The 20,305-nt window shown below is 71.4% G+C and carries 22 protein-coding genes and 2 tRNA genes; 14 read left to right on the top strand and 10 right to left on the bottom strand.

From position 1 onward, the window contains the following. Positions 1 to 5 precede the first annotated feature (5 nt). Positions 6 to 320 carry an SH3 domain-containing protein gene (locus tag ACYVLT_RS17160; RefSeq protein ID WP_461121199.1) on the bottom strand — a complete coding sequence of 105 codons (315 nt, stop codon included), beginning with the start codon at positions 318 to 320 and terminating at the stop codon, positions 6 to 8. Between the two features lie 203 nt (positions 321 to 523). Beyond that, complete coding sequence (locus ACYVLT_RS17155) at positions 524 to 1,744, bottom strand: NADP-dependent isocitrate dehydrogenase (protein ID WP_461121198.1); 1,221 nt, start codon at positions 1,742 to 1,744, stop codon at positions 524 to 526. 284 nt (positions 1,745 to 2,028) lie between these two features. Here ACYVLT_RS17155 and ACYVLT_RS17150 point away from each other — a divergent pair, with 284 nt between their 5' ends. Further along, positions 2,029 to 2,835: a metal-dependent hydrolase gene (locus ACYVLT_RS17150; RefSeq protein ID WP_461121197.1), complete on the top strand. Its 807-nt coding sequence runs from the start codon at positions 2,029 to 2,031 to the stop codon at positions 2,833 to 2,835. A gap of 140 nt (positions 2,836 to 2,975) precedes the next feature. Beyond that, entirely contained in the window at positions 2,976 to 3,455 is a 480-nt protein-coding gene (locus tag ACYVLT_RS17145; RefSeq protein WP_461121196.1) for a hypothetical protein, read from the top strand. A 28-nt stretch (positions 3,456 to 3,483) separates the two neighbouring features. On the opposite strand, the gene ACYVLT_RS17140 is transcribed toward ACYVLT_RS17145, so the two are convergent. The 3 genes from ACYVLT_RS17140 to ACYVLT_RS17130 form a co-directional block, all read right to left on the bottom strand. Beyond that, the gene (locus ACYVLT_RS17140; protein WP_360459033.1) at positions 3,484 to 3,741 is read right to left on the bottom strand and encodes a Prokaryotic metallothionein; all 258 of its coding nucleotides are present in this window, start codon (positions 3,739 to 3,741) and stop codon (positions 3,484 to 3,486) included. A gap of 54 nt (positions 3,742 to 3,795) precedes the next feature. Continuing rightward, a tRNA-Pro gene (locus ACYVLT_RS17135) sits at positions 3,796 to 3,869 on the bottom strand. Further along, positions 3,870 to 3,943: transfer RNA gene (locus ACYVLT_RS17130), tRNA-Ser, on the bottom strand. A 58-nt stretch (positions 3,944 to 4,001) separates the two neighbouring features. Here ACYVLT_RS17130 and ACYVLT_RS17125 point away from each other — a divergent pair. The 4 genes from ACYVLT_RS17125 to ACYVLT_RS17110 all read left to right on the top strand — a co-directional run bounded on the left by ACYVLT_RS17125 (position 4,002) and on the right by ACYVLT_RS17110 (position 8,474). Next, positions 4,002 to 5,111, top strand: coding sequence for a J domain-containing protein (locus tag ACYVLT_RS17125; protein ID WP_461121195.1), 1,110 nt, complete (start codon positions 4,002 to 4,004; stop codon positions 5,109 to 5,111). Between the two features lie 98 nt (positions 5,112 to 5,209). Continuing rightward, positions 5,210 to 6,388 carry an LLM class flavin-dependent oxidoreductase gene (locus tag ACYVLT_RS17120; protein WP_461121194.1) on the top strand — a complete coding sequence of 393 codons (1,179 nt, stop codon included), beginning with the start codon at positions 5,210 to 5,212 and terminating at the stop codon, positions 6,386 to 6,388. A 31-nt stretch (positions 6,389 to 6,419) separates the two neighbouring features. Then, positions 6,420 to 7,004 carry an HhH-GPD-type base excision DNA repair protein gene (locus tag ACYVLT_RS17115; protein ID WP_461122230.1) on the top strand — a complete coding sequence of 195 codons (585 nt, stop codon included), beginning with the start codon at positions 6,420 to 6,422 and terminating at the stop codon, positions 7,002 to 7,004. Between the two features lie 9 nt (positions 7,005 to 7,013). Beyond that, complete coding sequence (locus ACYVLT_RS17110; RefSeq protein ID WP_461121193.1) at positions 7,014 to 8,474, top strand: serine/threonine-protein kinase; 1,461 nt, start codon at positions 7,014 to 7,016, stop codon at positions 8,472 to 8,474. On the opposite strand, the gene ACYVLT_RS17105 is transcribed toward ACYVLT_RS17110, so the two are convergent. Then, positions 8,408 to 9,625 (bottom strand): MFS transporter, encoded by a 1,218-nt coding sequence (locus tag ACYVLT_RS17105; protein ID WP_461121192.1) that lies wholly within the window; start codon positions 9,623 to 9,625, stop codon positions 8,408 to 8,410. The genes ACYVLT_RS17110 and ACYVLT_RS17105 overlap by 67 nt on opposite strands. 58 nt (positions 9,626 to 9,683) lie before the next feature. On the opposite strand from ACYVLT_RS17105, the gene ACYVLT_RS17100 reads away from it, so the two are divergent. From ACYVLT_RS17100 to ACYVLT_RS17075, 6 genes are all read left to right on the top strand, one after another. Next, positions 9,684 to 9,992, top strand: a complete 309-nt coding sequence (locus tag ACYVLT_RS17100; RefSeq protein WP_461121191.1) for an ArsR/SmtB family transcription factor — start codon at positions 9,684 to 9,686, stop codon at positions 9,990 to 9,992. Positions 9,993 to 10,135: 143 nt separating this feature from the next. After that, positions 10,136 to 10,837: an ABC transporter permease gene (locus ACYVLT_RS17095; RefSeq protein WP_461121190.1), complete on the top strand. Its 702-nt coding sequence runs from the start codon at positions 10,136 to 10,138 to the stop codon at positions 10,835 to 10,837. Continuing rightward, positions 10,830 to 11,627, top strand: a complete 798-nt coding sequence (locus ACYVLT_RS17090) for an ABC transporter permease (RefSeq protein ID WP_461121189.1) — start codon at positions 10,830 to 10,832, stop codon at positions 11,625 to 11,627. The genes ACYVLT_RS17095 and ACYVLT_RS17090 overlap by 8 nt, the downstream gene beginning before the upstream one ends. Next, complete coding sequence (locus ACYVLT_RS17085) at positions 11,624 to 12,577, top strand: ABC transporter ATP-binding protein (protein WP_461121188.1); 954 nt, start codon at positions 11,624 to 11,626, stop codon at positions 12,575 to 12,577. Before ACYVLT_RS17090 ends, ACYVLT_RS17085 begins: the two co-directional genes overlap by 4 nt. Before the next feature lie 38 nt (positions 12,578 to 12,615). Beyond that, entirely contained in the window at positions 12,616 to 13,011 is a 396-nt protein-coding gene (locus tag ACYVLT_RS17080; RefSeq protein ID WP_461121187.1) for a bacteriophage spanin2 family protein, read from the top strand. A 67-nt stretch (positions 13,012 to 13,078) separates the two neighbouring features. After that, positions 13,079 to 13,303, top strand: a complete 225-nt coding sequence (locus ACYVLT_RS17075; protein ID WP_461121186.1) for a DUF1918 domain-containing protein — start codon at positions 13,079 to 13,081, stop codon at positions 13,301 to 13,303. Here the strand turns inward: ACYVLT_RS17075 and ACYVLT_RS17070 are convergent. Beyond that, positions 13,225 to 13,920, bottom strand: coding sequence for a TetR/AcrR family transcriptional regulator (locus ACYVLT_RS17070; protein WP_461121185.1), 696 nt, complete (start codon positions 13,918 to 13,920; stop codon positions 13,225 to 13,227). The genes ACYVLT_RS17075 and ACYVLT_RS17070 overlap by 79 nt on opposite strands. A 78-nt stretch (positions 13,921 to 13,998) precedes the next feature. Here ACYVLT_RS17070 and ACYVLT_RS17065 point away from each other — a divergent pair, with 78 nt between their 5' ends. Continuing rightward, positions 13,999 to 14,904, top strand: a complete 906-nt coding sequence (locus ACYVLT_RS17065; RefSeq protein WP_461121184.1) for an NAD(P)H-binding protein — start codon at positions 13,999 to 14,001, stop codon at positions 14,902 to 14,904. 25 nt (positions 14,905 to 14,929) lie between these two features. Here ACYVLT_RS17065 and ACYVLT_RS17060 read toward each other — a convergent pair whose 3' ends face one another. Both ACYVLT_RS17060 and ACYVLT_RS17055 read right to left on the bottom strand, forming a co-directional pair. Further along, entirely contained in the window at positions 14,930 to 15,739 is an 810-nt protein-coding gene (locus ACYVLT_RS17060; RefSeq protein WP_461121183.1) for an inositol monophosphatase family protein, read from the bottom strand. A 101-nt stretch (positions 15,740 to 15,840) separates the two neighbouring features. Beyond that, positions 15,841 to 16,830 (bottom strand): malate dehydrogenase, encoded by a 990-nt coding sequence (locus tag ACYVLT_RS17055; RefSeq protein ID WP_461121182.1) that lies wholly within the window; start codon positions 16,828 to 16,830, stop codon positions 15,841 to 15,843. Positions 16,831 to 17,021: 191 nt separating this feature from the next. Here ACYVLT_RS17055 and ACYVLT_RS17050 point away from each other — a divergent pair, with 191 nt between their 5' ends. Then, positions 17,022 to 17,573 carry a pentapeptide repeat-containing protein gene (locus tag ACYVLT_RS17050; protein WP_461122229.1) on the top strand — a complete coding sequence of 184 codons (552 nt, stop codon included), beginning with the start codon at positions 17,022 to 17,024 and terminating at the stop codon, positions 17,571 to 17,573. A gap of 28 nt (positions 17,574 to 17,601) precedes the next feature. Here the strand turns inward: ACYVLT_RS17050 and ACYVLT_RS17045 are convergent, their stop codons facing one another. Continuing rightward, positions 17,602 to 20,247 (bottom strand): TNT domain-containing protein, encoded by a 2,646-nt coding sequence (locus ACYVLT_RS17045; RefSeq protein WP_461121181.1) that lies wholly within the window; start codon positions 20,245 to 20,247, stop codon positions 17,602 to 17,604. Between the last annotated feature and the right edge of the window lie 58 nt (positions 20,248 to 20,305).

Below are 20,305 nucleotides of genomic sequence, written 5' to 3'. Positions count from 1 at the left end.
TCACATCACGCGCAACTGCTGTCCGACGTCGGTGTCACGAACTCGTCCTTCACCCAACGCCCGTCGGTGAGCAGCCGGAACCCGTTCTCGACCCGCGCCTCGGCCCGCACCACCGCGTCGCGCGGCATGGTGGCCACGATCGGCTGGGTGTCGGCGGGCCCGGACCGCACGTTGAGGACGTCCGCGATCACGGTCACCCTGCACTCGCGGGCCACGACCTCCTCCACCCCGAGCCTGCGGCCCTCGTTGGCGACGTACATCAACCCGGCCGCCGCGAGCACACCGACGACGACCATGCCGCGCACCGGAATCCCGAGCATCACGCCTCCTGACACCTCTGCTGAAGTGCAGATATAGCGCGCCGGAAGTGGTCGCGGGCCGGTCGGCGGCACATTCCACCCCACCGGGAACCCCGACGGGTGACGTCGTCACGGAAACGGCAGCGGAACGGAGACGGCAGCGGGAACGGATCAGGGGACCGCCCGGAGGCAGTCCCCTGATCGCGCGAGCCGGAGGGCAGGCGTCAGCCGGCCATCTTCTTCTGCAGGTTCTCGTCCAGCGTGCCGAGGAAGTCCTCGGTGGTCAGCCACTCCTGGTCCTTGCCCACGAGCACGGCGAGGTCCTTGGTCATCCGGCCGCTCTCGACGGTCTCGACGATGACCTGCTCCAGCGTCTCCGCGAAGCCGGTCACCTCCGGCGTGCCGTCCAGCTTGCCGCGGTGCTTCAGGCCACCGGTCCACGCGAAGATCGACGCGATCGGGTTGGTGGACGTCGGCTTGCCCGCCTGGTGCTGCCGGTAGTGCCGGGTGACCGTGCCGTGCGCGGCCTCGGCCTCGACGGTCTTGCCGTCCGGCGTCATCAGCACCGACGTCATCAGGCCCAGCGAGCCGAAGCCCTGCGCGACCGTGTCGGACTGCACGTCACCGTCGTAGTTCTTGCACGCCCAGACGTAGCCGCCCTCCCACTTCATCGCGGCGGCCACCATGTCGTCGATCAGGCGGTGCTCGTAGGTCAGGCCCGCGGCGTCGAACTGCGCCTTGAACTCGTCCTCGAACACCTGCTGGAAGATGTCCTTGAACGCACCGTCGTACGCCTTGAGGATGGTGTTCTTGGTCGACATGTACACCGGGTAGTTGCGCTGCAACCCGTACGAGAACGAGGCGCGCGCGAAGTCCTCGATGGACTTGTTGAAGTTGTACATGCCCATGGCCACGCCGCCGTCGGGCCCGTAGTTGGCCACCACGTGCTTGATCGGCTCGGAGCCGTCCTCGGGCGTGAACGTGATGGTCAGCTCGCCCGCGCCGGGGACCTTGAAGTTGGTCGCCTTGTACTGGTCGCCGTGGGCGTGACGGCCGATGATGATCGGCTTCGTCCAGCCCGGCACCAGCCGCGGGATGTTCGAGATGATGATCGGCTCGCGGAACACCACGCCGCCGAGGATGTTGCGGATCGTGCCGTTCGGCGAGACCCACATCTTCTTCAGGCCGAACTCCTCGACCCGCGCCTCGTCCGGCGTGATGGTGGCGCACTTGACGCCGACGCCGTGCTTCTTGATGGCGTGCGCGGCGTCGATCGTGACCTGGTCGTCGGTCGCGTCCCGGTACTCGATGCCCAGGTCGTAGTACTCGAGGTTGACGTCCAGGTACGGGTGGATCAGCTTGTCCTTGATGAACTGCCAGATGATCCTGGTCATCTCGTCGCCGTCGAGTTCGACGACGGTCCCCTGAACCTTGATCTTGCCCATACTCAGGGCGCTCCTCTCGCGACAATGCAAGCAAGACAAGCGTACTGCTATGTCAGGCTGCTTGCGTCCACCCGGGCGGAAAAAGGGAACGGCGTCACATCTGGGCGGACGCCGCGGCCGCCGGTGGCACCGGTGTGCTCGGGGCCAATACAACCAGCCGCACGGCCGGCCCGCCGCACGGGGACGACCGGCGACGACACTCGAACACGCGTTCGCGGATTGCCACCGCCGGGCGCGTTCACCCCGCTAACCTCGCACCCGTACGAGTGATCAAGGGGGCAGCGTTGTCGACGGGTCCGACCCACGCCATGAGCGGTCTGCTGGCCTGGGCGGCGGTGACCGCGCTGGCCGAGAGCCACCCCATCGGCCAGCTCACCCCGCAGAGCTGGGCGGTCGGCGCGGTGCTCGCCACCGGCGCCGCCCTGCTGCCCGACCTCGACCACCCGTCGTCGACGATCTCCCGCACGTTCGGGCCGGTCAGCGCGGGCGCGTCGGCCCTGATCAACACGGTGAGCTCGTTCGTCTACCGCACCACCCGCACCCGCAAGGACTCCAACCGCGACGGCGGGCACCGCGGCCTGACCCACACGCTGGCGTTCGCGCTGGCGGCCGCCGTCGGCACGACGGCCGTGGTGCAGCAGTCGCAGAAGTGGGCGCTGCCGGCGCTGATGTTCGTGTTCGCGGGCCTGGCCGTGCGCGGGATCATGAACGACTGGTGCCCGCAGAGGGACGCCCTGCTCATCACCGGCGTCTCGGCCGCCATCACGGTCGCCTGCGTGGCCTGGACCGCGCAGACGCCGGCCAGCGCGGCGGCGTGCGGCGTGGCGGTCGGGATCGGGTGCGTGGCCCACTACCTCGGCGACGCGATCACCGAGCAGGGCTGCCCGATCCTGTGGCCGATCCCGCTGATGGGCAAGACCTGGTTCCCGGTCGCGCCGCCGAAGATCATGCGGATGAAGACCGGCGGCACGGTCGAGATGGCGATCGTCGGCCCGCTGATCACGATCCTGAGCGTCTGGCTGTCCGCCGCCGCGCTCCAGCAGGCCGGCGCGCTCCCGTTCTTCGAAACTTTCGACCTGCTACCCATCTGAATTTTGGATAACGGCCATTCGGCGGCTACCGCATCATCACCCGATCGGACTAACCTCCACGAAATCCTGACCCGCGCGGACCGCGCCGAGGAGGACTTCGTGCCCCACCCCACGCACGACAACGTTGTCGAGGCGGCCGGATGACCACCTGGCTCGGCCTGAACCTCGGTCATGAGGACCGGGCGACCGCGGACGCCATCGCGGTGTCGCTGTACGAAACGCTGCTGTTCCACGCGCAGCTCGTGTGCGTGCACGAGGTGGAGGAACGGCACGCGATGTCGTTCCGGCTCACCGACCAGCCGTCGGAGAACACGGTGTCGACGCTGATCGAACGCGGCTACGGCGTGGCCGTGCACAACGGCTCATTGCAACGGCTCGCCGGGCCGGAGGCGCTCACCCGCGGCGCGCTGCGGGCCGTGCTGGCCCACCGCGACCGGCGGGAGGGCCGGGTGCTGCGGTTCCCCGGCCAACGCACGCTGCGCGGTCGTTACGGCGTGTCGGACATCCTCGCGTTCAGCGCGATCGAAGAGGTGCTGCCGCACGGCACGAAGAGCGTGGACGCGCGTGGCGACCTGCAACCGACGTTCGTCAACGGCCGGCTGGTGCTGGACTGCGGCTGAGGCGTCCGGGAGCGACCTGGCCGCCGGGTCAGCCCGGGTGGGCGCCGACGGTGTCCTTGATCTGGGCGCCGAGGCTCTCCGCGCTGCGCGCGCAGTGGGCGCAGCAGAAGAACCTGCCCCGCACCTCCACGCCGTGGCCGATGATGCGGCAGTCGCAGTGCTCGCAGCGCGGCGCCAGGCGTTGGATCGCGCACTCGAAACTGTCGAACGTGTGCACGCCGTCGCCGGCCGTCCGGACCTCGAAGCTCATCCAGTAGTCGTTGCCGCAAACGTCGCAAGTCGCCATGGCCGAAGCCTGCGCCGGCCGACCGGCACCGGCAACTCGGACCTCGAACCCCTGCGGACCAGGCCGGACTCGAACCGGCGTCCTCCCTCCCAGGGGGAGGGCGCGTCAACCACTGCGCTACATGGTCCCGAGCCGGGCCGGATTCGAACCGGCGTCCTCCCTCCGAGCAGGAGGGCGCGACAACCACTGCGCTACCGGGCTCTTGCCCAACACTAACCATGACCACGGTCCCGGAGACAGGGCCGCTAAGGTCTGCCCTCGTGCGCGGAGTCGACTACTACGAACTCCTCGGGGTCGGCCGCTACGCGTCCGAGGCGGAGATCAAGTCCGCCTACCGCTCCCTGGCCAAGGTCATGCACCCGGACGCGGGCGGGTCCTCCGGCACCTTCCGCATGCTGCAAGAGGCATATGACACCCTGCGTGACCCCTCCCGGAGGCGTGACTACGACCGGGGGTGGTCGTTCACCCGTCCGGGCGCACGGCCCACGTCACCGACCCGCCCGCCGCGCTCCGGCCGGACCGGTCGACTGCGCAACTTCGGCGAAGACCCCGACTTCGTACCCCCGAAGCCCGTGGTGGACCTCGGCGGCCTCGCGTGGTGGCACCTGGTCGACGTGGCGCAGCGGGTGCGGTACGTCCCCGCCGCCGGACCTGGGCACGCGCCCGCGCTGGTTGCGATGTGCGGGTGGTTCTTCCTGCTGCTGCCCGTGGTGGTGCTCGACTTCTCGCCGTTGGCGCTGGGCGTCTGGCTGGTCCTGGTGGCCGCCTCGGCGGCCGCCGCGTTCCGGTTGGTGCGGCGGTACCTGGCGGCGATCCGGGCCGACCGGGCGTTCACGCTGGACCACGACACCGGCGTGGTGCACGGCACCACGGACGACCGGGTCTGCGAGCAGCACACCGCGGACCTGCTCAGCCGGTACCTGACCCGGCTGCCGGGCGCGCGGATCTTCCACGGCCTGGCCTGGCCGGGCTCGGTGTTCGCCGACGTCGACCACGCCGTGCTGTGCGGGCGGAAGCTGGTGCTGATCGAGTCGAAGTCGTGGCTGCCCGGGCACTACGAGGCCGAGGACGACGGCACGGTGTGGCGCAACGGCCACCCGTTCCGGGGCGGTGGCATGCGGATGCCGCGCAGCCTGGCGGTGTACCGGAAGCTGCTGCCGTGGCTGGACATCCGGACCGCGCTGCTGGTGTACCCGAGCCGGGACGGCGTGGTCACGACCGAGGAACCGGCGGACGCCATCGTGCCGCCGATGACGCCCGCCCAGTTCATCGAGGAGATCGGCGACTGGCTGGCCGAGGACCCGGCCACGGTGGACCGGGAGGCGTTGCGCCTGCTGATCGGTCAGGTCGTGCCGATCGTGCGGACCTGAGCGCGGGCCGGTCAACCGGTCGGCGGTCAGCCGAATGGCGCATGTCCCGGCGGGCGTCCGCGGGCTACGTTTCGGCGAGCCCACGGGAGGAGACGGGTATGAAGATCGACGTCTTCAACGAGATCCAGGACCCGCGCCCGTGGCAGGAGGGTCACCAGCACGCGCGCATCACGGAGGCGTTGGAGCAGGCCAGGCTGGCCGACGAGCTCGGTTACGGCTGCTGGTGGCAGGTCGAGCACCACGGCGCCGAGGAGTTCAGCCTGTCGTCCGCGCCGGAGCTGATGCTGGCCGCGATCTCGCAGCAGACGTCGAGGATGAGGCTGGGGCACGCGGCGGTGCTGGCGCCGGCGCGGTTCAACCACCCGATCAGGGCAGCCGAACGGGCCGCGATGCTGGACCACCTCAGCGGTGGGCGGCTGGAGTTCGGCCTGACCAGGTCCACCACGCCGGAGTGGCGGCTGTTCGGCATCGACCCGGCGGACGTGCGGCGGCAGACGCAGCAGGCGTTCGAGATGATCCCGCGGATGTGGACCTCGGAGCGCTTCTCGCACTCCAGCGAGGACTTCGAGATCGACGACGTGCCGATCGTGCCCAAGCCGCTGCAACGACCCCACCCGCCGCTGTGGCAGGCGGCGGCCAGCCCGGCGTCGTTCGAGGAGGCCGGGCGTCGGGGCGTCGGGGTGCTCGGGACGACGATCTGGGAGTCCGTCGAGCGGGTGCGCCGGATGGTGGACCTGTACCGGGCGGCGGCGCGGGCGTGCACGTCGCCGGTCGGCGCGTCGGTCAACGACCAGGTCGCGTTCTTCACGTTCGTGCACTGCGCGGAGACCGACGAGCAGGCGATCCGCAACGGCGCCGTGATCGCGGCGGCGTGGTACACGGTCAAGGCGCTGACGTTCTTCGAGGCCGCGGACACGTTCGTGGAGACGGTGCGACGTCAGGAAGAGCTGCTGAACGACCCCACAGGCGGTGGGTTGACCGGGGACTTCCTGCGGGCGGAGGCGGCCGCGTCCACCGGGCCGAACCGGGCCCAGGTGGTGATCGGCCGGGTTTTGCAGGGTGACGACGTGGAGCCGGAGGAGATCTTCGAGGCGCTGAACGAGCAGGACTCGCTGATCGTCGGCAGCCCGGAGACGTGCCGCAAGAAGCTGCGCGTCTACGCGGACCTGGGCATCGACCGCCTGATGGCGTTCCACCAGGTCGGCAGCCTCAAGCACGAGGACGTCATGCAGAGCCTGCGCCTGGTCGGCGAGCTGATCCCGGAGTTCGACAAGTGAGGTCGCGGGGTGTGGTGCGAGGATGGCACCCATGCCGAAGAAGCTGCGCCTGACCGGTGACCCGGCCGCCGACAAGTTGCTCAGCGAAGATCCCTTCGCGCTGCTCACGGGGCTGCTGCTGGACCAGCAGTTCCCGATGGAACACGCCTTCGCCGGTCCCCGGAAGATCGCGGACCGGATGGACGGGTTCAGCATCACCAAGATCGCCGAAGCCGATGTGGACGAGTTCGTGGAGCTGTGCGTGCAACCGCCCGCGATCCACCGGTACGGCGGCTCGATGGCACGCCGGGTCCACGCGTTGGCGCTGCACGTGATCGAGCACTACAACGGCAAGACGGCGAACATCTGGAAGTCGGGCAAGCCGGACGGCAGGGAGGTGCTGCGCCGGGTGAAGGCCCTGCCCGGGTTCGGTGACCAGAAGGCCCGGATCTTCGTGGCGCTGCTGGGCAAGCAGCTCGGGGTGACGCCGGAGGGGTGGCGGGAGGCGGCCGGGGCGTACGGCGAGGAGGGCTCGCGGCGCTCGATCGCGGACGTGACCAGCGCCGAGACGTTGGTGGAGGTCCGGGCGTTCAAGAAGGCGGCGAAGGCGGCGGGTGGCGCGACGGCCACCGGTTAGAGTCCCCGCGTGCAGCTGCCGGGACTGGCCGATCTCACGCCGCTGGGTCAGGGTGGTTTCGCCACCGTCCACCGCGCCCGCCAGGTCCAGCTGAACCGCGAGGTCGCGGTGAAGGTCGACGACCGGGTGCTGCGCACCGAACGCGACCGGCGGCGGTTCCTGCGCGAGGCGCACGCCGCCGCCAGGTTGTCCGGCCACCCGCACGTCGTCGCGGTGCACGACGCCAACGTCACCCCGGAGGGCATCCCCTACCTGGTGATGGAGCTGTGCCCGGGCGGTTCGCTGGCCGACCTGGTCCGGCGGGAGGGTCCGCTGTCCGCAGCGCGGGTGCGGGAGGTGGGCGTGCAGTTGGCGGACGCCTTGGCGGCGGCGCACGCGGAGGGCGTGCTGCACCGCGACATCAAGCCCGGCAACATCCTGCTCGACCGGTACGGCACGGTGAAGCTCGCCGACTTCGGGTTGGCGGCGCTGCTGGACGCCGAGGGGTCGAGCACGGTGACGCGGGACGCGTTGAGTCCCAGCTACGCGCCGCCCGAGGCGTTCGCCATGGCCCAGCCGACGCCGGCCGCGGACGTCTACGCGTTGGCGGCGACCCTGTACGACCTGCTCGCGGGCAAGCCGCCGCGTCCCGTGCCGTGGCCGGTCGAGTCGTTCGACCACCTCGGTGCGGTGCTGCGATCGCCCGTTCCGCTCGTGCCCGGGGTGCCGCCGGACCTGCACGAGACGTTGGTGCGTGCGCTGCACCCGGACGTCGCCCACCGCACGCCGAGCGCGGCCCGGTTGCGGCAGGAGTTGCAGGACGGGCTGCGGCCGGAGTCGCGGGACGTGCCCGGGGTGGTTCGCCCGCGGGAGCCCGTGTTCGGGCGTGCTGGCTCCGGGTTCGGGCCGAGCGCGCCACCGGCCGGTCGGCCGCATCCCGGGCAGAGCGGCGTGCCCGCGGGACCCTCACGGACGCCGTTGGTGATCGGCGCGGTGGTGCTGACGGCCGTCATCGCCGGTGGCACCTGGTGGGCGGCCACCCGCAACTCCGGCGACACCGGCACCACCACTCCGACTGCCACCACCACGACGACGCGGGAAGCCCTGCCGCCGCCGAGGCTCGAAGCGTGCGAGGCGGGCTTCTGCGTCGCCGAACCCACCTGCTACCACGGCATCAACCACGCGGGCGGGCAGGCGGCGACGGCACGACGTGCCGGTGACTGCTCGGTCGAGCACTTCTGGGAGGCGTTCGCCGGTGGCTGGCTGTCCGGTGCGATCCCCCGGGTGGGCAACGACGACCTGCTGAAGGCGCCGGAGGTCGCCGACGTGTGCACGGCCGAGGCCATGAAGGCCAACACCCGGCCGACCGTGGACACGTCGACGTGGCGGATCACCGCGGTGGCGTTCGCGGACGGCGACCGGAACTACTTCCACTGCTTGGCGAGCGAGCCCGACGCCGGTGAGGTCACCACCAGCGCGTTCGGGTCCTGAGGTGACCGGGGCGGCTTGAGGGCGAAGATCAGCATCACCAGCGCGACCAGCGCGAGGAGAGCGGCGACCGGGGCCAGCGGCAGCAGGCCCGCCCAGCTGATCACCAGGCCGCCGACCACCCCGGACAGCCCGACGCCCAGGTAGATCGCGGACGCGTTGAGCGAGAGCAGCAGACCGCTGTTGGCGGGGGCGAGTTCGATGAGCCAACTCTGGATGGGCGGGTTGGCGGACCAGGTGAGCGCGCCCCAGACGAACAGGGCGATGGCGGCCGAAACCGGGGTGGTGGCGGTCAGCGGCAACGTGGCCAGCACGACGGTGAAGCAGCTGAACAGCACGACCAGCAGCTTGCGGGTGTCGAAGCGGTCGGTGAGGCGGCCCGCGGCCCAGTTGCCGAGCACGGAGCCGAGCCCGTAGGCGACGAGGAGCACGCCGATCGCGGCGCCTTCGACGCCGGCGGTCTGGGTGAGCAGGGGCGCGATGTAGTTGAAGACGCTGAACACGGCGAGGCACGCGAGGACCGTGAGCCCGAGGACCATCAGCACGCGCCGGTCGGCGGCGGGGGCGAACCGCTGGCGCAGGCCGACCACCGGAGGGGCCTCGACCCGGGGCAGCCAGAGCCGCACGGCCACCGCCGCCACCGCCGAGACGACCGCGATCAGCGCGAACACGCCCTGGTAGCCGAGGGGGCCACCGAGCAGGTTGCCCGCCGGCACGCCGAGGACCAGCGAGAACGTAAGGCCGCCGAAGACGAGCGCGACGGCTCGGCCGCGGTGTTGCGGCGGGGTCAGGACGGTGGCGACGAGGGTGGCGGCGGGTGTGTAGACGGCCGCACCGAGGGCGCTGACGACGCGGGCACCCAGGAGCAGCGGGTAGTTCGGGGCGAGGGCGGCGAGGAGGTTGCCGAAGGCGACCACGCCCAGGGCGACGACGAGGAGCGTGCGGCGTTCCCACCGGCCGGTGAGGGCGGAGAGGAGCGGGGACGAGATCGCGTAGGCGATGGCGAACGCGGTGAGCAGTTGACCGGCGGTGGCGTGGGAGACGTGCAGTTCCTCGCTCACGGCCGGCAGCACGCCGGAGACGATATAGCCACTCGTGCCGATGGCGAACGCCCCGGCGGCCAAGAGGTAGGTGCGGGCGGTTCGGGCCGACATGAGGATCAACGTACTACGATGTTCATCAAAGTTCGACCGATATCGTAGTATTGCCGCCATGACCACCGCGCTCGCGCACCCGGAGCGGGACGAGATCCGGATAACGTCGGTGCTGCACGCCTTGGCCGATCCGGTGCGGCTGCGGATCGTGCGCGAGTTGGCGCGGCACGAGGAGGGGCTGTCCTGCGGGGGGCTCGACCTCGGTGTGACGGCGTCGACGCTCACGCACCACGTGCGGACGTTGCGCGAGTCGGGCGTGGTGCGGGTGCGGGCGCAGGGGACGTCGAGGATCAGTTCGTTGCGGCGCGACGACCTGGACGCGTTGTTCCCGGGGTTGTTGGACGGGGTGTTGGCGGCGCGGCGGTGAGTTCCCGGCCGGTCGGCTGATTCGGCGGTGGCCTAATTCGGTTGCCGTGGTTCCTAGGGTGAACAGACGTGCGTGCCTACGCCCGGTTAGCCCTGGCAGGATTCCGCAGGTACTCCACCTACCGACGGGCGATGGTCGCCGGCATGGCGACGAACGTCGTGTTCGGGCTGCTCAGGCTGGCCGTCTTGGTCACCGCGGTGGGGCCGGGTCCGATCTCCGGCTACGACGTCGCGGCCACCGCCACCTACGTCTGGCTCGGCCAGGGGTTGATCGCCGTCGTGGTGCTGTGGGGCGACAAGCACCTGGCCGACCGCGTTCGCAGCGGCGACGTCGTCGTCGACCTCTACCGCCCTTGGCACCTGCAGATGGCGTTGTTCGCCGAGGACGTCGGCCGCTGCGGGTACGCGGTGGCCGTGCGGTTCGCGCCGCCGGTGTTGTTCGGGGCGTTGTTCTTCCCGTTCCGGTGGCCCTCGGTCGGGACGTGGGTCGTATTCGTGGTCAGCGTGGCGCTCGCGGTGGCGGTCAGCTTCGGCCTGCGGTTCCTGTTGAACGCGACGACGTTCTGGCTGCTCGACAACCGGGGCGTGGCGGCGATCTACACGGCGGCGACGTGGCTGTTGTGCGGGTTGGCCGTGCCGTTGGCGTTCTTCCCCGAGTGGGCGGTCCCGCTCGTGTGGTCCACGCCGTTCGCGGCGATGTTGCAGGCGCCGATCGACGTGTTCCTGGAGCGCGGCTCGCCGTGGCCGTTCCTGGCGGGGCAGGCGTTCTGGGCCGTGGTGGTCCTCGCGGTCGGCCACCTGGTGTTGCGGCGCGCCGTGCGCAAGGTGGTGGTCCAAGGTGGCTGAACGCGTCTACCTGAAGCTCGTCGGCGCGCGCCTGCGCGGTCAGATGTCCTACCGCGCCTCGTTCGTGCTCCAGTGCGTCGCCCAGGCCGTCACCCAGCTCGCCGAGCTGGTCATCATCCTGGTGTTGTTCAACCGGGTCAGCGCGCTGGGCGGGTTCTCGGTGGACGAGGTCGTGCTGATCTACGCGATCGCGGGCACGGCGTTCGGCATCGCCGACATGGTCGCGGGCCAGTTGGACGAGCTCCCGACCTACATCCGCACCGGCACGTTCGACGTGCTGCTGTTGCGGCCCTTGGGCACGTTGGCCCAGATGATGGCCTCCGACCTGCACCTGCGCAAGATCGGGCGGATCGGTGCGGGCGTCGCCGCCCTGGTGTACGCGTTGGAGCGGAACGACATCGCCTGGTCTCCGTCGACCGCGGTGCTCGTCGTCGCCGCCCCGATCAGCGGCGCGGTGATCTTCTCGTCGATCTGGATCACGGCCAACGCGATCTGCTTCTGGGTGGTCGACGGCCAGGAGCTCTCGAACGCGGTGACGTACGGGAGCAACGCGTTCACCTCCTACCCGGCCACGGTGTACGGGCCGTGGTTGCGACGGTTCTTCGCCTTCGTCATCCCCGGCGCGTTCGTCGCCTACTACCCGAGCCTCGCCCTGCTCGACCGCCCCGACCCGTTGGGCGGTCCGGCGTTCCTGGGGTGGATCTCGCCGTTGGTCGCCGCGGCCGCGGCCGTCGCGGCCGGGTTGGTCTGGCGGACCGCCGTCCGCCGCTACCGAGGGACTGGATCATGATCGAGGTGCGGGACCTGCGTCGCGAGTTCACCGTGACGACGAAGGTCGGTCGGTTCCGGCGCGACAAGCAGGTCGTGCGGGCGGTGGACTCGGTCTCGTTCGACGTGGCGGCCGGTGAGGCCGTCGGGTACGTCGGGCCGAACGGCGCGGGCAAGTCCACCACCATCAAGGTGCTGACCGGGATCCTCGTGCCGACCTCGGGGTTCGTCCGGGTGTGCGGGGTGGACCCGTCGCGCGCCCGGCGTGACCTGGCGCGGCGGATCGGGGTGGTGTTCGGGCAGCGCAGCCAGTTGTGGTGGGACCTGCCGCTGCGGGACAGCTTCGACCTGTTGCGGGCCATCTACCGGGTGCCGAGGGGCGATTTCGAGGCCAGGCTGCGGGAGTGCGCGGAGCTGTTGGAGCTCGGCCCCTTCCTGGGCACGCCGGTTCGGCAGCTCTCGCTGGGGCAGCGGATGCGGGGCGAGGTCACGGCCTCATTGCTGCACGGGCCGGAGTTGTTGGTGTTGGACGAGCCGACGATCGGGCTCGACCTGGAATCGAAGGAGCGGCTCCGGGAATTCCTGGCGGAGGTGAACACGCAGCGCGGCACCACTTTGTTGCTCACCACGCACGATTTGGACGACATCGAGCGACTTTGCCCGCGGTTGGTGGTGATCGACCGCGGCACGGTGCTGGCCGACGGGCCGCTGGAGGAGTTGCGGGCCGAGGTGGCGCCGGAACGGGTGCTGGTGATCGACCTGGAACGGCCGGCGGAGCTGGACGGGTTGCCCGGCGTCACGTCGAGCCGCAGCGAGCCGAACGGTTTGCGACACCACCTCACGTTCCGCCGCGCCGACACCACGGCCGCGGCATTGATCTCCGCCGTCGCCGCACGGGCCGAAGTGCACGACCTGGTCGTCGTCGAGCCGGAAATCGACGACGTGGTGCGTCGTTTGTACGCACGTCGGTAGAGTCGGGCGAAACGGTCAACTCAGAACGGGAGCACCTCATGCGCGCAGGTCGTCCGGTAGCCACCTTCCTGCTGGCGATGGGCCTCGCCGCCGCGGTCTCCGGCTGCGAGGCCGTGCAGCAGGCCTCCGACACGGCCAACCAGGTCGGCCAGGCCGCGGACAAGGCGCAGGTCTGCATCGACGCGCTCCAGCTCGCCAACTTCGTCCCCGACAGCACCGACCCGCAGAAGGCGCTGGAGGAGACCCAGAAGAAGGCGCAGGAGCTGAACGACCTGGCCGCGAAGGCCGGCGACGCCACGGTCAAGGACGCCATCACCGGCATGTCCGACACCATGAGCAAGGTGACGCTGGAGGACCTGAACCCGGCCAACGCCGCGGCCTGGACGCAGGCGAAGCTCGACCAGGTGGCGAAGTTGTCCAAGGCTTGCAGCTGAGCGGAAATGCCAGGCTGTCGGTACCTTCGGAACAGCCCTACGCTGTGACGCACCGGAGGTGTTGCAGATGCACGCGACAGTAGGCGACCGGTTGCACATCCACAGCCGCGCGGTGGGTCTCGACGAGAAGGTCGGCGAGATCCTCGAAGTCCGCGGCGAGGAAGGTGCGCCACCGTATCGGGTCCGCTTCTCCGACGGCCACGAAGGGCTGGTCTACCCCGGCCCCGACAGCCTGGTCGAGCCCCGGACCTCCGAATCACCCAGGATCAAGGACTCGACCTCGGCGCGGTAGAGCAGCGCCGGGTCGATCCCCATCGGCCCGAACTGGCCGGAGACCTCCAGGCTGAGCACGCCGTGCAGCCTGGTGAACGCACGCAGGCCGGTGAGCAGCACGGCGGGGGGTACGTCACCCTCGCCGCGCGAGCCCGCCCACGCCACGAGCTGGTCGTCCAGTGTGGACGCCCCGGCCGTCGCGCCCTCGTGCGGCAGCACGCCGAGCAGCGCGCTCATGGTGCGGTGCGCCATGAGGATGGTGTCCGGCGGCGCGTGGTAGCCGGGTAGCGGCGTGCCGAACAGCAGCAGGTACCGGTGCGGCTGGGTGACGCCCCACGACCGGAACCCCTCGGCGAACGCGCGCAGCCGGTCGGGCGCGGGCGCGCCCTCCGCTGCCGCGACCGACGCCTCCACCGCGTCCGCGAGGTCGTGCCACGCGTCGCGGACGAGGTCGTTGAGCAGGTCGTCGCGCCCCTTGAAGTACCGGTAGAGCGCGGGACCCGTCACGCCCATGCGCTTGGCGATGGCGTTCACCGAGACCCCGGCGATCCCCTGCTCGGCCAACTGCTCCAGCGCGATGCGCTTGGCCTCGGCCTTGGTCTCCTCGCGGAACCGCTCGCGGCGGACGTTGACCACGTCACCCTCCTTGACGGGGACACGGTAACTTGTGTTAGAACTTCTAACACAAGTTACAGGCTGATACGAGGGGGCGTCATGACCGCGGTCGTGCTGGGAGCGGGTCGGGGCATCGGGCGGGAGATCACCCGGCAGCTGGTGGCCGACGGGCGGGAGGTTCGGGCCGTCACACGTTCGGGTGGAGTTCCGGAGGGTGCGCAGGACGTGCGCGGCGACCTGATGGACCGGGCGTCGACCCTGAAGGCCGTCGAGGGCGCCTCGGTGGTCCACCTGGCCGCGAACGTGCCGTACACGAGCTGGGTCGAGATGTTGCCGACGATGGTGGAGAACACCATCGCGGCGGCGGAGGCGGTGGGCGCGAAGATCGTCTACGCGGACAACCTGTACGCGTACGGACCGGTGTCGGGGCCGCTGCGCGAGGACACGCCGGAGCGCCCGGTGGGGCCGAAGGAGAAGCTCAGGAGCGTGCTGGGCAAGCGTTTGCGGGAGGCGTCGGTGCCGGTCACGACGTGCCGGTCGTCGGACTACTACGGCCCCGGTGGTGTGGGGTCGCTGCCGGGTGAGCTGATCATCAAGCCGATGTCGGCGGGCAAGGCGGGCATGTGGTTCTGGCCGTTGGACATGCAGCACACGTTCGCTTACCTGGCCGACACGGCACGGGCGCAGATCGTGCTGGGCGACGACGAGCGCGCCGACGGCAAGGTCTGGCACACGCCGGCGGCCGAGACGTTGACCGTGCGCGAGTTCTTCGCGCTGACCGGCCGGGTGCTCGGCAACGGGCGCAAGCCGATGCGGCTGCCGGCGGTGGCGGTGACCGTGGGGTCGCTGTTCGACAAGCGGTTGCGCGGCTCGGGCGAGATGGACCACCAGCGGACCGCGCCGTGGGTGGTGGACCACTCCGCGTTCGAGTCGACGTTCGGGCCGCTGCCGGTCACGCCGCACGAGCAGGCGATCGAGGACACCGCGCGGTGGTACCGCGGGTGAGCGAAACGGCAACCTGGGAACGGTCTCAGCCCAGGATGGTCGCGATCAGGTCATCGGCCAGCGCGGGCGTCGCGGCGGCGATGCCCGACCAGCGCCGGGAGATGTCGAGGTCGAAGGTGAGCGGCCGGCCGCGCAGGTCGAGCAGCGCTCCCCCCGCGGCCGGGACGGTGACCAGGGCGGCGATCAGGTCCATCAGCCGGTGGGTGTCCGAGCCCGGGTCGGCGAACGCGTCCACCGCGCCCTCGGCGACCAGCGCGGTCTCCAGGCACGTGGTGGACAGGATGCGCACGCGGTCGACCTGGTTCGCCACCCGCATCCAGGCGTCCTCGGTGCCGCGCTTGGGCCGCATCATGCAGATCGACGCGCCCTTGAGGTGGGTCCGGCCGGTGGTGCGGTAGGGCGTGGGCCTGCCCGCGTGGGCCGACCAGGCGCGGCCGGTGTCGAACCAGACCGTGAGGGCCTCGACGGGCTGGTCGTCGAGCACCAGGGCGCCCGCGAAGCACGACAGCGGCACGCCCATGGCCGCGTTCGCCGAGCCGTCCACGGGGTCGATCACGAGGGTGGCGGCCGATCCGTTGTCGATGAACCCGGCCTCCTCGGACAGCAGGTTCGCGCCCGCCCGCGCGGCCGCCTCGGCGATCGCGGCCTCCACGATCGCGTCCACCCGCATGGTGGGCGTGCCGTCCGCGCCGTCGGCGACCTCCTCGCGCAGCTGCACGCGGGTGAACTCGCGGCGGGCCCGGTCGTAGGCGGCGGACGCGGCGATCGCGGTGGCGGCGAGCGCCGGGTGCACGTCGGAGGGCAGGTTCGGGGCGGGCACGGGCCAGGAATCCATGCCCCGAACACTGCCACGGGAGGGCCACCGGCGGCGGCCCTCCCGCGTACTTCGATCCTGTGTGCTTCGCCCCGGGGTGCTTCGAGTCCCGGGGCTTCGACTCAGATCAGGCCGAGGGCCTTGACCGCGTCGCGCTCCTCGACCAGCTCGGCCGCGGAGGCGTCGATGCGGGCGCGGGAGAAGTCGTCGATCTCCAGGCCCTGCACGATCGAGTACTTGCCGTCGGTCACGGTGACCGGGAACGACGAGATGATGCCCTCCGGCACGCCGTACGAGCCGTCCGACGGGATGGCCATCGACACCCAGTCGCCCTCGGCGGTGCCGTTGACCCAGTCGTGGACGTGGTCGATCGCCGCGTTCGCCGCCGACGCCGCCGAGGACGCGCCGCGCGCCTCGATGATCGCCGCGCCGCGCTTGGCCACGGTCGGGATGAACTCGTTCTCCAGCCAGGCCTGGTCGTTCACCGCCTCGGCCGCGTTGCGGCCGTTGACCTCGGCGTGGAACAGGTCGGGGTACTGGGTGGCCGAGTGGTTGCCCCAGATGGTCAGCTTCTTGATGTCGGTGACCGACACCCCGAGCTTCTTGGCCAGCTGCGACAGCGCCCGGTTGTGGTCGAGGCGGGTCATCGCGGTGAACCGCTCGGCGGGCACGTCGGGCGCGTGCCGCTGGGCGATCAGGGCGTTGGTGTTGGCCGGGTTGCCGACGACCAGCACGCGCACGTCGTCCGCCGCGCCCGCGTTGATCGCCTCGCCCTGCGGCTTGAAGATGCCGCCGTTGGCCTCCAGCAGGTCGCCGCGCTCCATGCCCTTGGTGCGCGGGCGGGCGCCGACCAGCAGCGCCACGTTCACGCCGTCGAAGGCGGTCTTGGCGTCGTCGGTGATGTCGATGCCGGACAGCAGCGGGAACGCGCAGTCGTCCAGCTCCATCGCGGTGCCCTCGGCGGCCTTCACGGCCTGCGGGATCTCCAGCAGGCGGAGGCGGACCGGGACATCGGGGCCGAGCAGGTGGCCGGAGGCGATGCGGAACAGCAGTGCGTAGCCGATCTGGCCGGCCGCACCGGTGACGGTGACGTTCACGGGCGTGCGGGTCATGTGCCTTCCCGAATGTTGTGGCTTCAGTCCTCGGGCACGACCACTAGGCAGGCTGACGACCTGTCAGCGGCGGTCTCTACTCCGGGACCGCGCACCGGGCGGGTTGCCCGGCAGGTCGGAGGTTACCAACTGCGCCACGATGACAAGGTGTGACAGTGGACATCATCGGCGAGGACTACTCCGACGCGGTCATGCGCGGGCAGAGCTGGGAGGGCCGGTCGTACGTCCGGTGCGACTTCACCGAGGCCGACCTGCGCGGGGTGACCACGTCCGGGTGCACGTTCACCGAGTGCGCGTTCGACCGGACCGACCTGGGCGGTTCCGCGCACCGGGCGAGCGCGTTCCGGTCGTGCCGGTTCGACCGGGCGGTGCTCGCGTCCGCCGGGTTCACCGGGTGCTCGTGGCTCGGGTCGGTGTTCGTGGACTGCGCGATGCGGCCGATCGCCTTGGAGGAGACCGATCTCACGCTCGCCGGGCTGTCCGGCGCCGTGCTGCGGAAGGCGTCGCTGCGCGGGATGCGGTTGCGCGAGGCCAACCTGGAGGGCGCCGACCTGCGGGACGCGGACCTGCGCGACGCCGACCTGACCGGCGCCCGGCTGCGCGGGTGCCGGTTCGAGGGCGCCGACCTGCGCGGCGCGCGGCTGGACGCCGACGGGCTCGTCCAGGCCACCCTGCGCGGTGCGCGGGTGGACCTGGACACGGCCGTCGCCTTCGCCGCGGCGCACGGGGTGCGCGTCGGCTAGCGGGCACGCCGGCTAGCGGGCGCGTCGGCTAGTGGGTGGGCGGGGCCTCCTGGCCCGCGACCTCGACCAGCACGCCGTCGGCGATCATGTCGTCGACCGTCTTCGGCATCAGGTAGGCGGTGCCGCCACCGGGCTGCTCGAACCACGGCACCGCGACACCGGTCAGCACCTCGACCGGCCGGCGCAGCCGGTACACGTGGTACGGGCGGTTGATCCACGACGGCACCAGCGAGCGCTGCGGGAACGGGGTGCCCGCGGCGTAGAGGAGGTTGCCCTCGCCCTCGCCGAACCGGTCCACCTCCGTGCCGGCGGGCAGCTCGACCATCTTCTTGTGCCGGAACAGGGTGAGCGGCGGCTCGCCGTTCATCGGGTTGATCGGCCACGACCGCTGGGGCTTCGGCTCCTGGGTGGACGTGGTGGTGCCCGAGGGGTGCGCCGCGGCCTGTGCCGGGACCGGCGGCTGCGGCACGTGCCGACGCGGCGGGGGCGGCTGCTCCTCGCGGAACCCGTTGTTCACGTTCATCGGCGGGCGGGGGCGCTGCTGCTGCGGCGGCGGGGGCGGCATCGGGGCCGGGCGGGGCACGCGCCGGTTGGCCAGCACCAGCTTGCCGGTCAGGTACGCGGCGGCGTCCTCCAGCCGGTCGAAGCGGACCGGGTTGGTCGGGCCGCGGTCGAACCACGACACCTCCCAGTCCTGGCCCTCGGTGCGCAGCAGCCAGCTGCGGTCGGCCGGCTCGCCGAACCGGTAGGCGGCGGGCGGCACGTCGAGCTCGTCCAGCGCGCGGCGGATCGCGGACAGCTCGCGCTCCTCCTCCGGCGTGACCTGGCGCGGCTCGACCGGCTTCGGCGGCTGGACCGGCGGAGGCGGCGGCACCAGGCCCGGTGCGGGCACCACGGGCGGGCTCACGTCGTCGAACGGCTGCACGGCCTCGGCGAACCGGGTCGACTGGTCCGCGAACGGCGGCGGCACCTGCTCGACGAACGGCGGCTGGTCGGCGGGCTCGTCGTGGCGCTCGTGCGTTTCGGGGATCTCGTGGAGCTCGTGGATCTCGCGATCGGCGTGGTCGGGATGGACGGCGTGGTCTTCGTGCTCGTCGTGGTCGGCGTGGTCGGCGAACCGGGATTCGGGCTCGTCGTGCCGGTCGTCGTGGGCCTGCTCGGTGAACGGCGGCTGGTCCGGCTCGATGAACGCCTGCTCGTCGTGGTCGCCGAAGCGGGCGTCCTCGTGCACGTCGAGCGGCTCGTCGTGGCGTTCCGGCGCGTAGAGGCGGGCCTGGTCGACCTCGAACTCGGCGGTGACCTCGGCCTCGTCGGCGGAGTGCCGCGACTCGGGCTCGGGCGCCTGCTCCTCGACGAGCTCCGGCTCGGGCTCGGCCGGCTGCTCGTGCCGCTCGTCGTGCGCGGGCTCGTCGGTGACCGCCTCGACCTCGGCGGTCTGCTCGGCGGGTCCGGTCTCCGGCTCGTCGTCGGTGAACGGGTTCCAGGTCTGGGTGTCCCCCGGCTCGCGCTCGTACGCGGTCGGCGCGAACAGGTCCATCCCCTCGACGTAGGACTCGCGCCGGTACCGGTCGTCGATCACCGGACCGTCCTCGTCGAACCGCACCCGGTACGGCGGACCGTCCTGCGCGTACTCGACGACCTCCGGCTTGAGCTCGGTGAGGTTCGCGGTCTCCTCGACGTCCACCGGCCCACCGGTGTCCTCGGCCTGCCGCGGCTCGTCGTCCGCGAGCAGCTCCGGCAGCGGCGCGGCCACGGTCGCGCCGACCTCGACCGGCGGCTCGACCGGCACGGGCAGGGGTTCGGCCACCGGCAGCTCGGTGCCCTGCGGCGCGGCGGGCGCGCCCAGGTTCGCCGCGGCGGCGACCCGTGCCTCCTCGGTCACCTCGGGCAGCACGAAGTCCTGCGCCTTGGCCTGCTCCACCAGCTCCGGCTCCGGCGGCACGCCGTAGGCCCGCAGGTAGTAGCCGACGGCGGCGGGCCAGATCCAGTGCCCGTCGGTCTGGAACCCCACCGGCACCACCGACGGCGCGTCCGGGTTCAGCACGTCGGCGTCGAACCCGCGGCCGATCACCGCGACCGGCGCCCGGTCCAGGTAGCTCAGCAGCAGGTCGCGGTCGGCCTCGGCGACCGGCGGCCGGTTCACCGACGGGCGCCCGCCGGGACCGGCGCCGTCGAACACCCTGGCCGTGCGGAACGCGCGCGGGGGCTGCGGCTGGTCGGCGGGAGGCGGAGGCGGCGGCGAGGCCTGCTGGAGGCGTCGGCGCAGCCAGTCCGGCACGTTCTCGTCGGTGCGCGGGAAGAACCGCATCTCGTCCAGGTACGCCTGCGGCGGCGGTGGCGTGGTCCAGGACGGCTCGGCGCGGTCGAAGTCCAGGTTGTAGCTGGACGGGTGGTCGAGCTGGTAGCGGGCGTTGGACCAGCTGCCCCGGCCGTCCCGGTACATGCCCGCGCGCAACCGCGAGAACAGCCCGGCCACCTCCTGGGGCGGTGACCAGGCACGCAGTGCGCCGTCGGCGGTGCGCACCTCGGCGGCCAGCTCGAAGTACCGGCCGGTCGCGCGGTACTCCGCGGTCACGTGCCGCCACTCCTCCGGGGCGGCCCGCATCAGCGTCAGGCCGATCTGCTTGACCAGCGCATCCTGCTCGGTCGGGTTCAGCGGCTTCAGCTCGGACACGTGCATCATCTTCCCCCGCGACTCACCGTGCCCGCACGTGGCCCCGCTGAGCCGAACG

This window comes from Saccharothrix stipae (assembly GCF_054781895.1).
Note: the sequence above shows the minus strand (reverse complement) of the source record. Positions and strands in the feature narration are given on the sequence as shown.

What these genes read in the sequence shown, in the direction of transcription:
- ACYVLT_RS17115 (WP_461122230.1), top strand. Translation starts at nt 6,420, where the DNA reads ATGCCGAAGAAGCTGCGCCTGACCGGTGACCCGGCCGCCGACAAGTTG.
- ACYVLT_RS17095 (WP_461121190.1), top strand. Translation starts at nt 10,136, where the DNA reads ATGGCGACGAACGTCGTGTTCGGGCTGCTCAGGCTGGCCGTCTTGGTC.
- ACYVLT_RS17120 (WP_461121194.1), top strand. Translation starts at nt 5,210, where the DNA reads ATGAAGATCGACGTCTTCAACGAGATCCAGGACCCGCGCCCGTGGCAG.
- ACYVLT_RS17055 (WP_461121182.1), bottom strand. Translation starts at nt 16,830, where the DNA reads ATGACCCGCACGCCCGTGAACGTCACCGTCACCGGTGCGGCCGGCCAG.
- ACYVLT_RS17160 (WP_461121199.1), bottom strand. Translation starts at nt 320, where the DNA reads ATGCTCGGGATTCCGGTGCGCGGCATGGTCGTCGTCGGTGTGCTCGCG.
- ACYVLT_RS17065 (WP_461121184.1), top strand. Translation starts at nt 13,999, where the DNA reads ATGACCGCGGTCGTGCTGGGAGCGGGTCGGGGCATCGGGCGGGAGATC.
- ACYVLT_RS17060 (WP_461121183.1), bottom strand. Translation starts at nt 15,739, where the DNA reads ATGGATTCCTGGCCCGTGCCCGCCCCGAACCTGCCCTCCGACGTGCAC.
- ACYVLT_RS17075 (WP_461121186.1), top strand. Translation starts at nt 13,079, where the DNA reads ATGCACGCGACAGTAGGCGACCGGTTGCACATCCACAGCCGCGCGGTG.
- ACYVLT_RS17155 (WP_461121198.1), bottom strand. Translation starts at nt 1,744, where the DNA reads ATGGGCAAGATCAAGGTTCAGGGGACCGTCGTCGAACTCGACGGCGAC.
- ACYVLT_RS17080 (WP_461121187.1), top strand. Translation starts at nt 12,616, where the DNA reads ATGCGCGCAGGTCGTCCGGTAGCCACCTTCCTGCTGGCGATGGGCCTC.
- ACYVLT_RS17100 (WP_461121191.1), top strand. Translation starts at nt 9,684, where the DNA reads ATGACCACCGCGCTCGCGCACCCGGAGCGGGACGAGATCCGGATAACG.
- ACYVLT_RS17050 (WP_461122229.1), top strand. Translation starts at nt 17,022, where the DNA reads ATGCGCGGGCAGAGCTGGGAGGGCCGGTCGTACGTCCGGTGCGACTTC.
- ACYVLT_RS17105 (WP_461121192.1), bottom strand. Translation starts at nt 9,625, where the DNA reads ATGTCGGCCCGAACCGCCCGCACCTACCTCTTGGCCGCCGGGGCGTTC.
- ACYVLT_RS17085 (WP_461121188.1), top strand. Translation starts at nt 11,624, where the DNA reads ATGATCGAGGTGCGGGACCTGCGTCGCGAGTTCACCGTGACGACGAAG.
- ACYVLT_RS17140 (WP_360459033.1), bottom strand. Translation starts at nt 3,741, where the DNA reads ATGGCGACTTGCGACGTTTGCGGCAACGACTACTGGATGAGCTTCGAG.
- ACYVLT_RS17145 (WP_461121196.1), top strand. Translation starts at nt 2,976, where the DNA reads ATGACCACCTGGCTCGGCCTGAACCTCGGTCATGAGGACCGGGCGACC.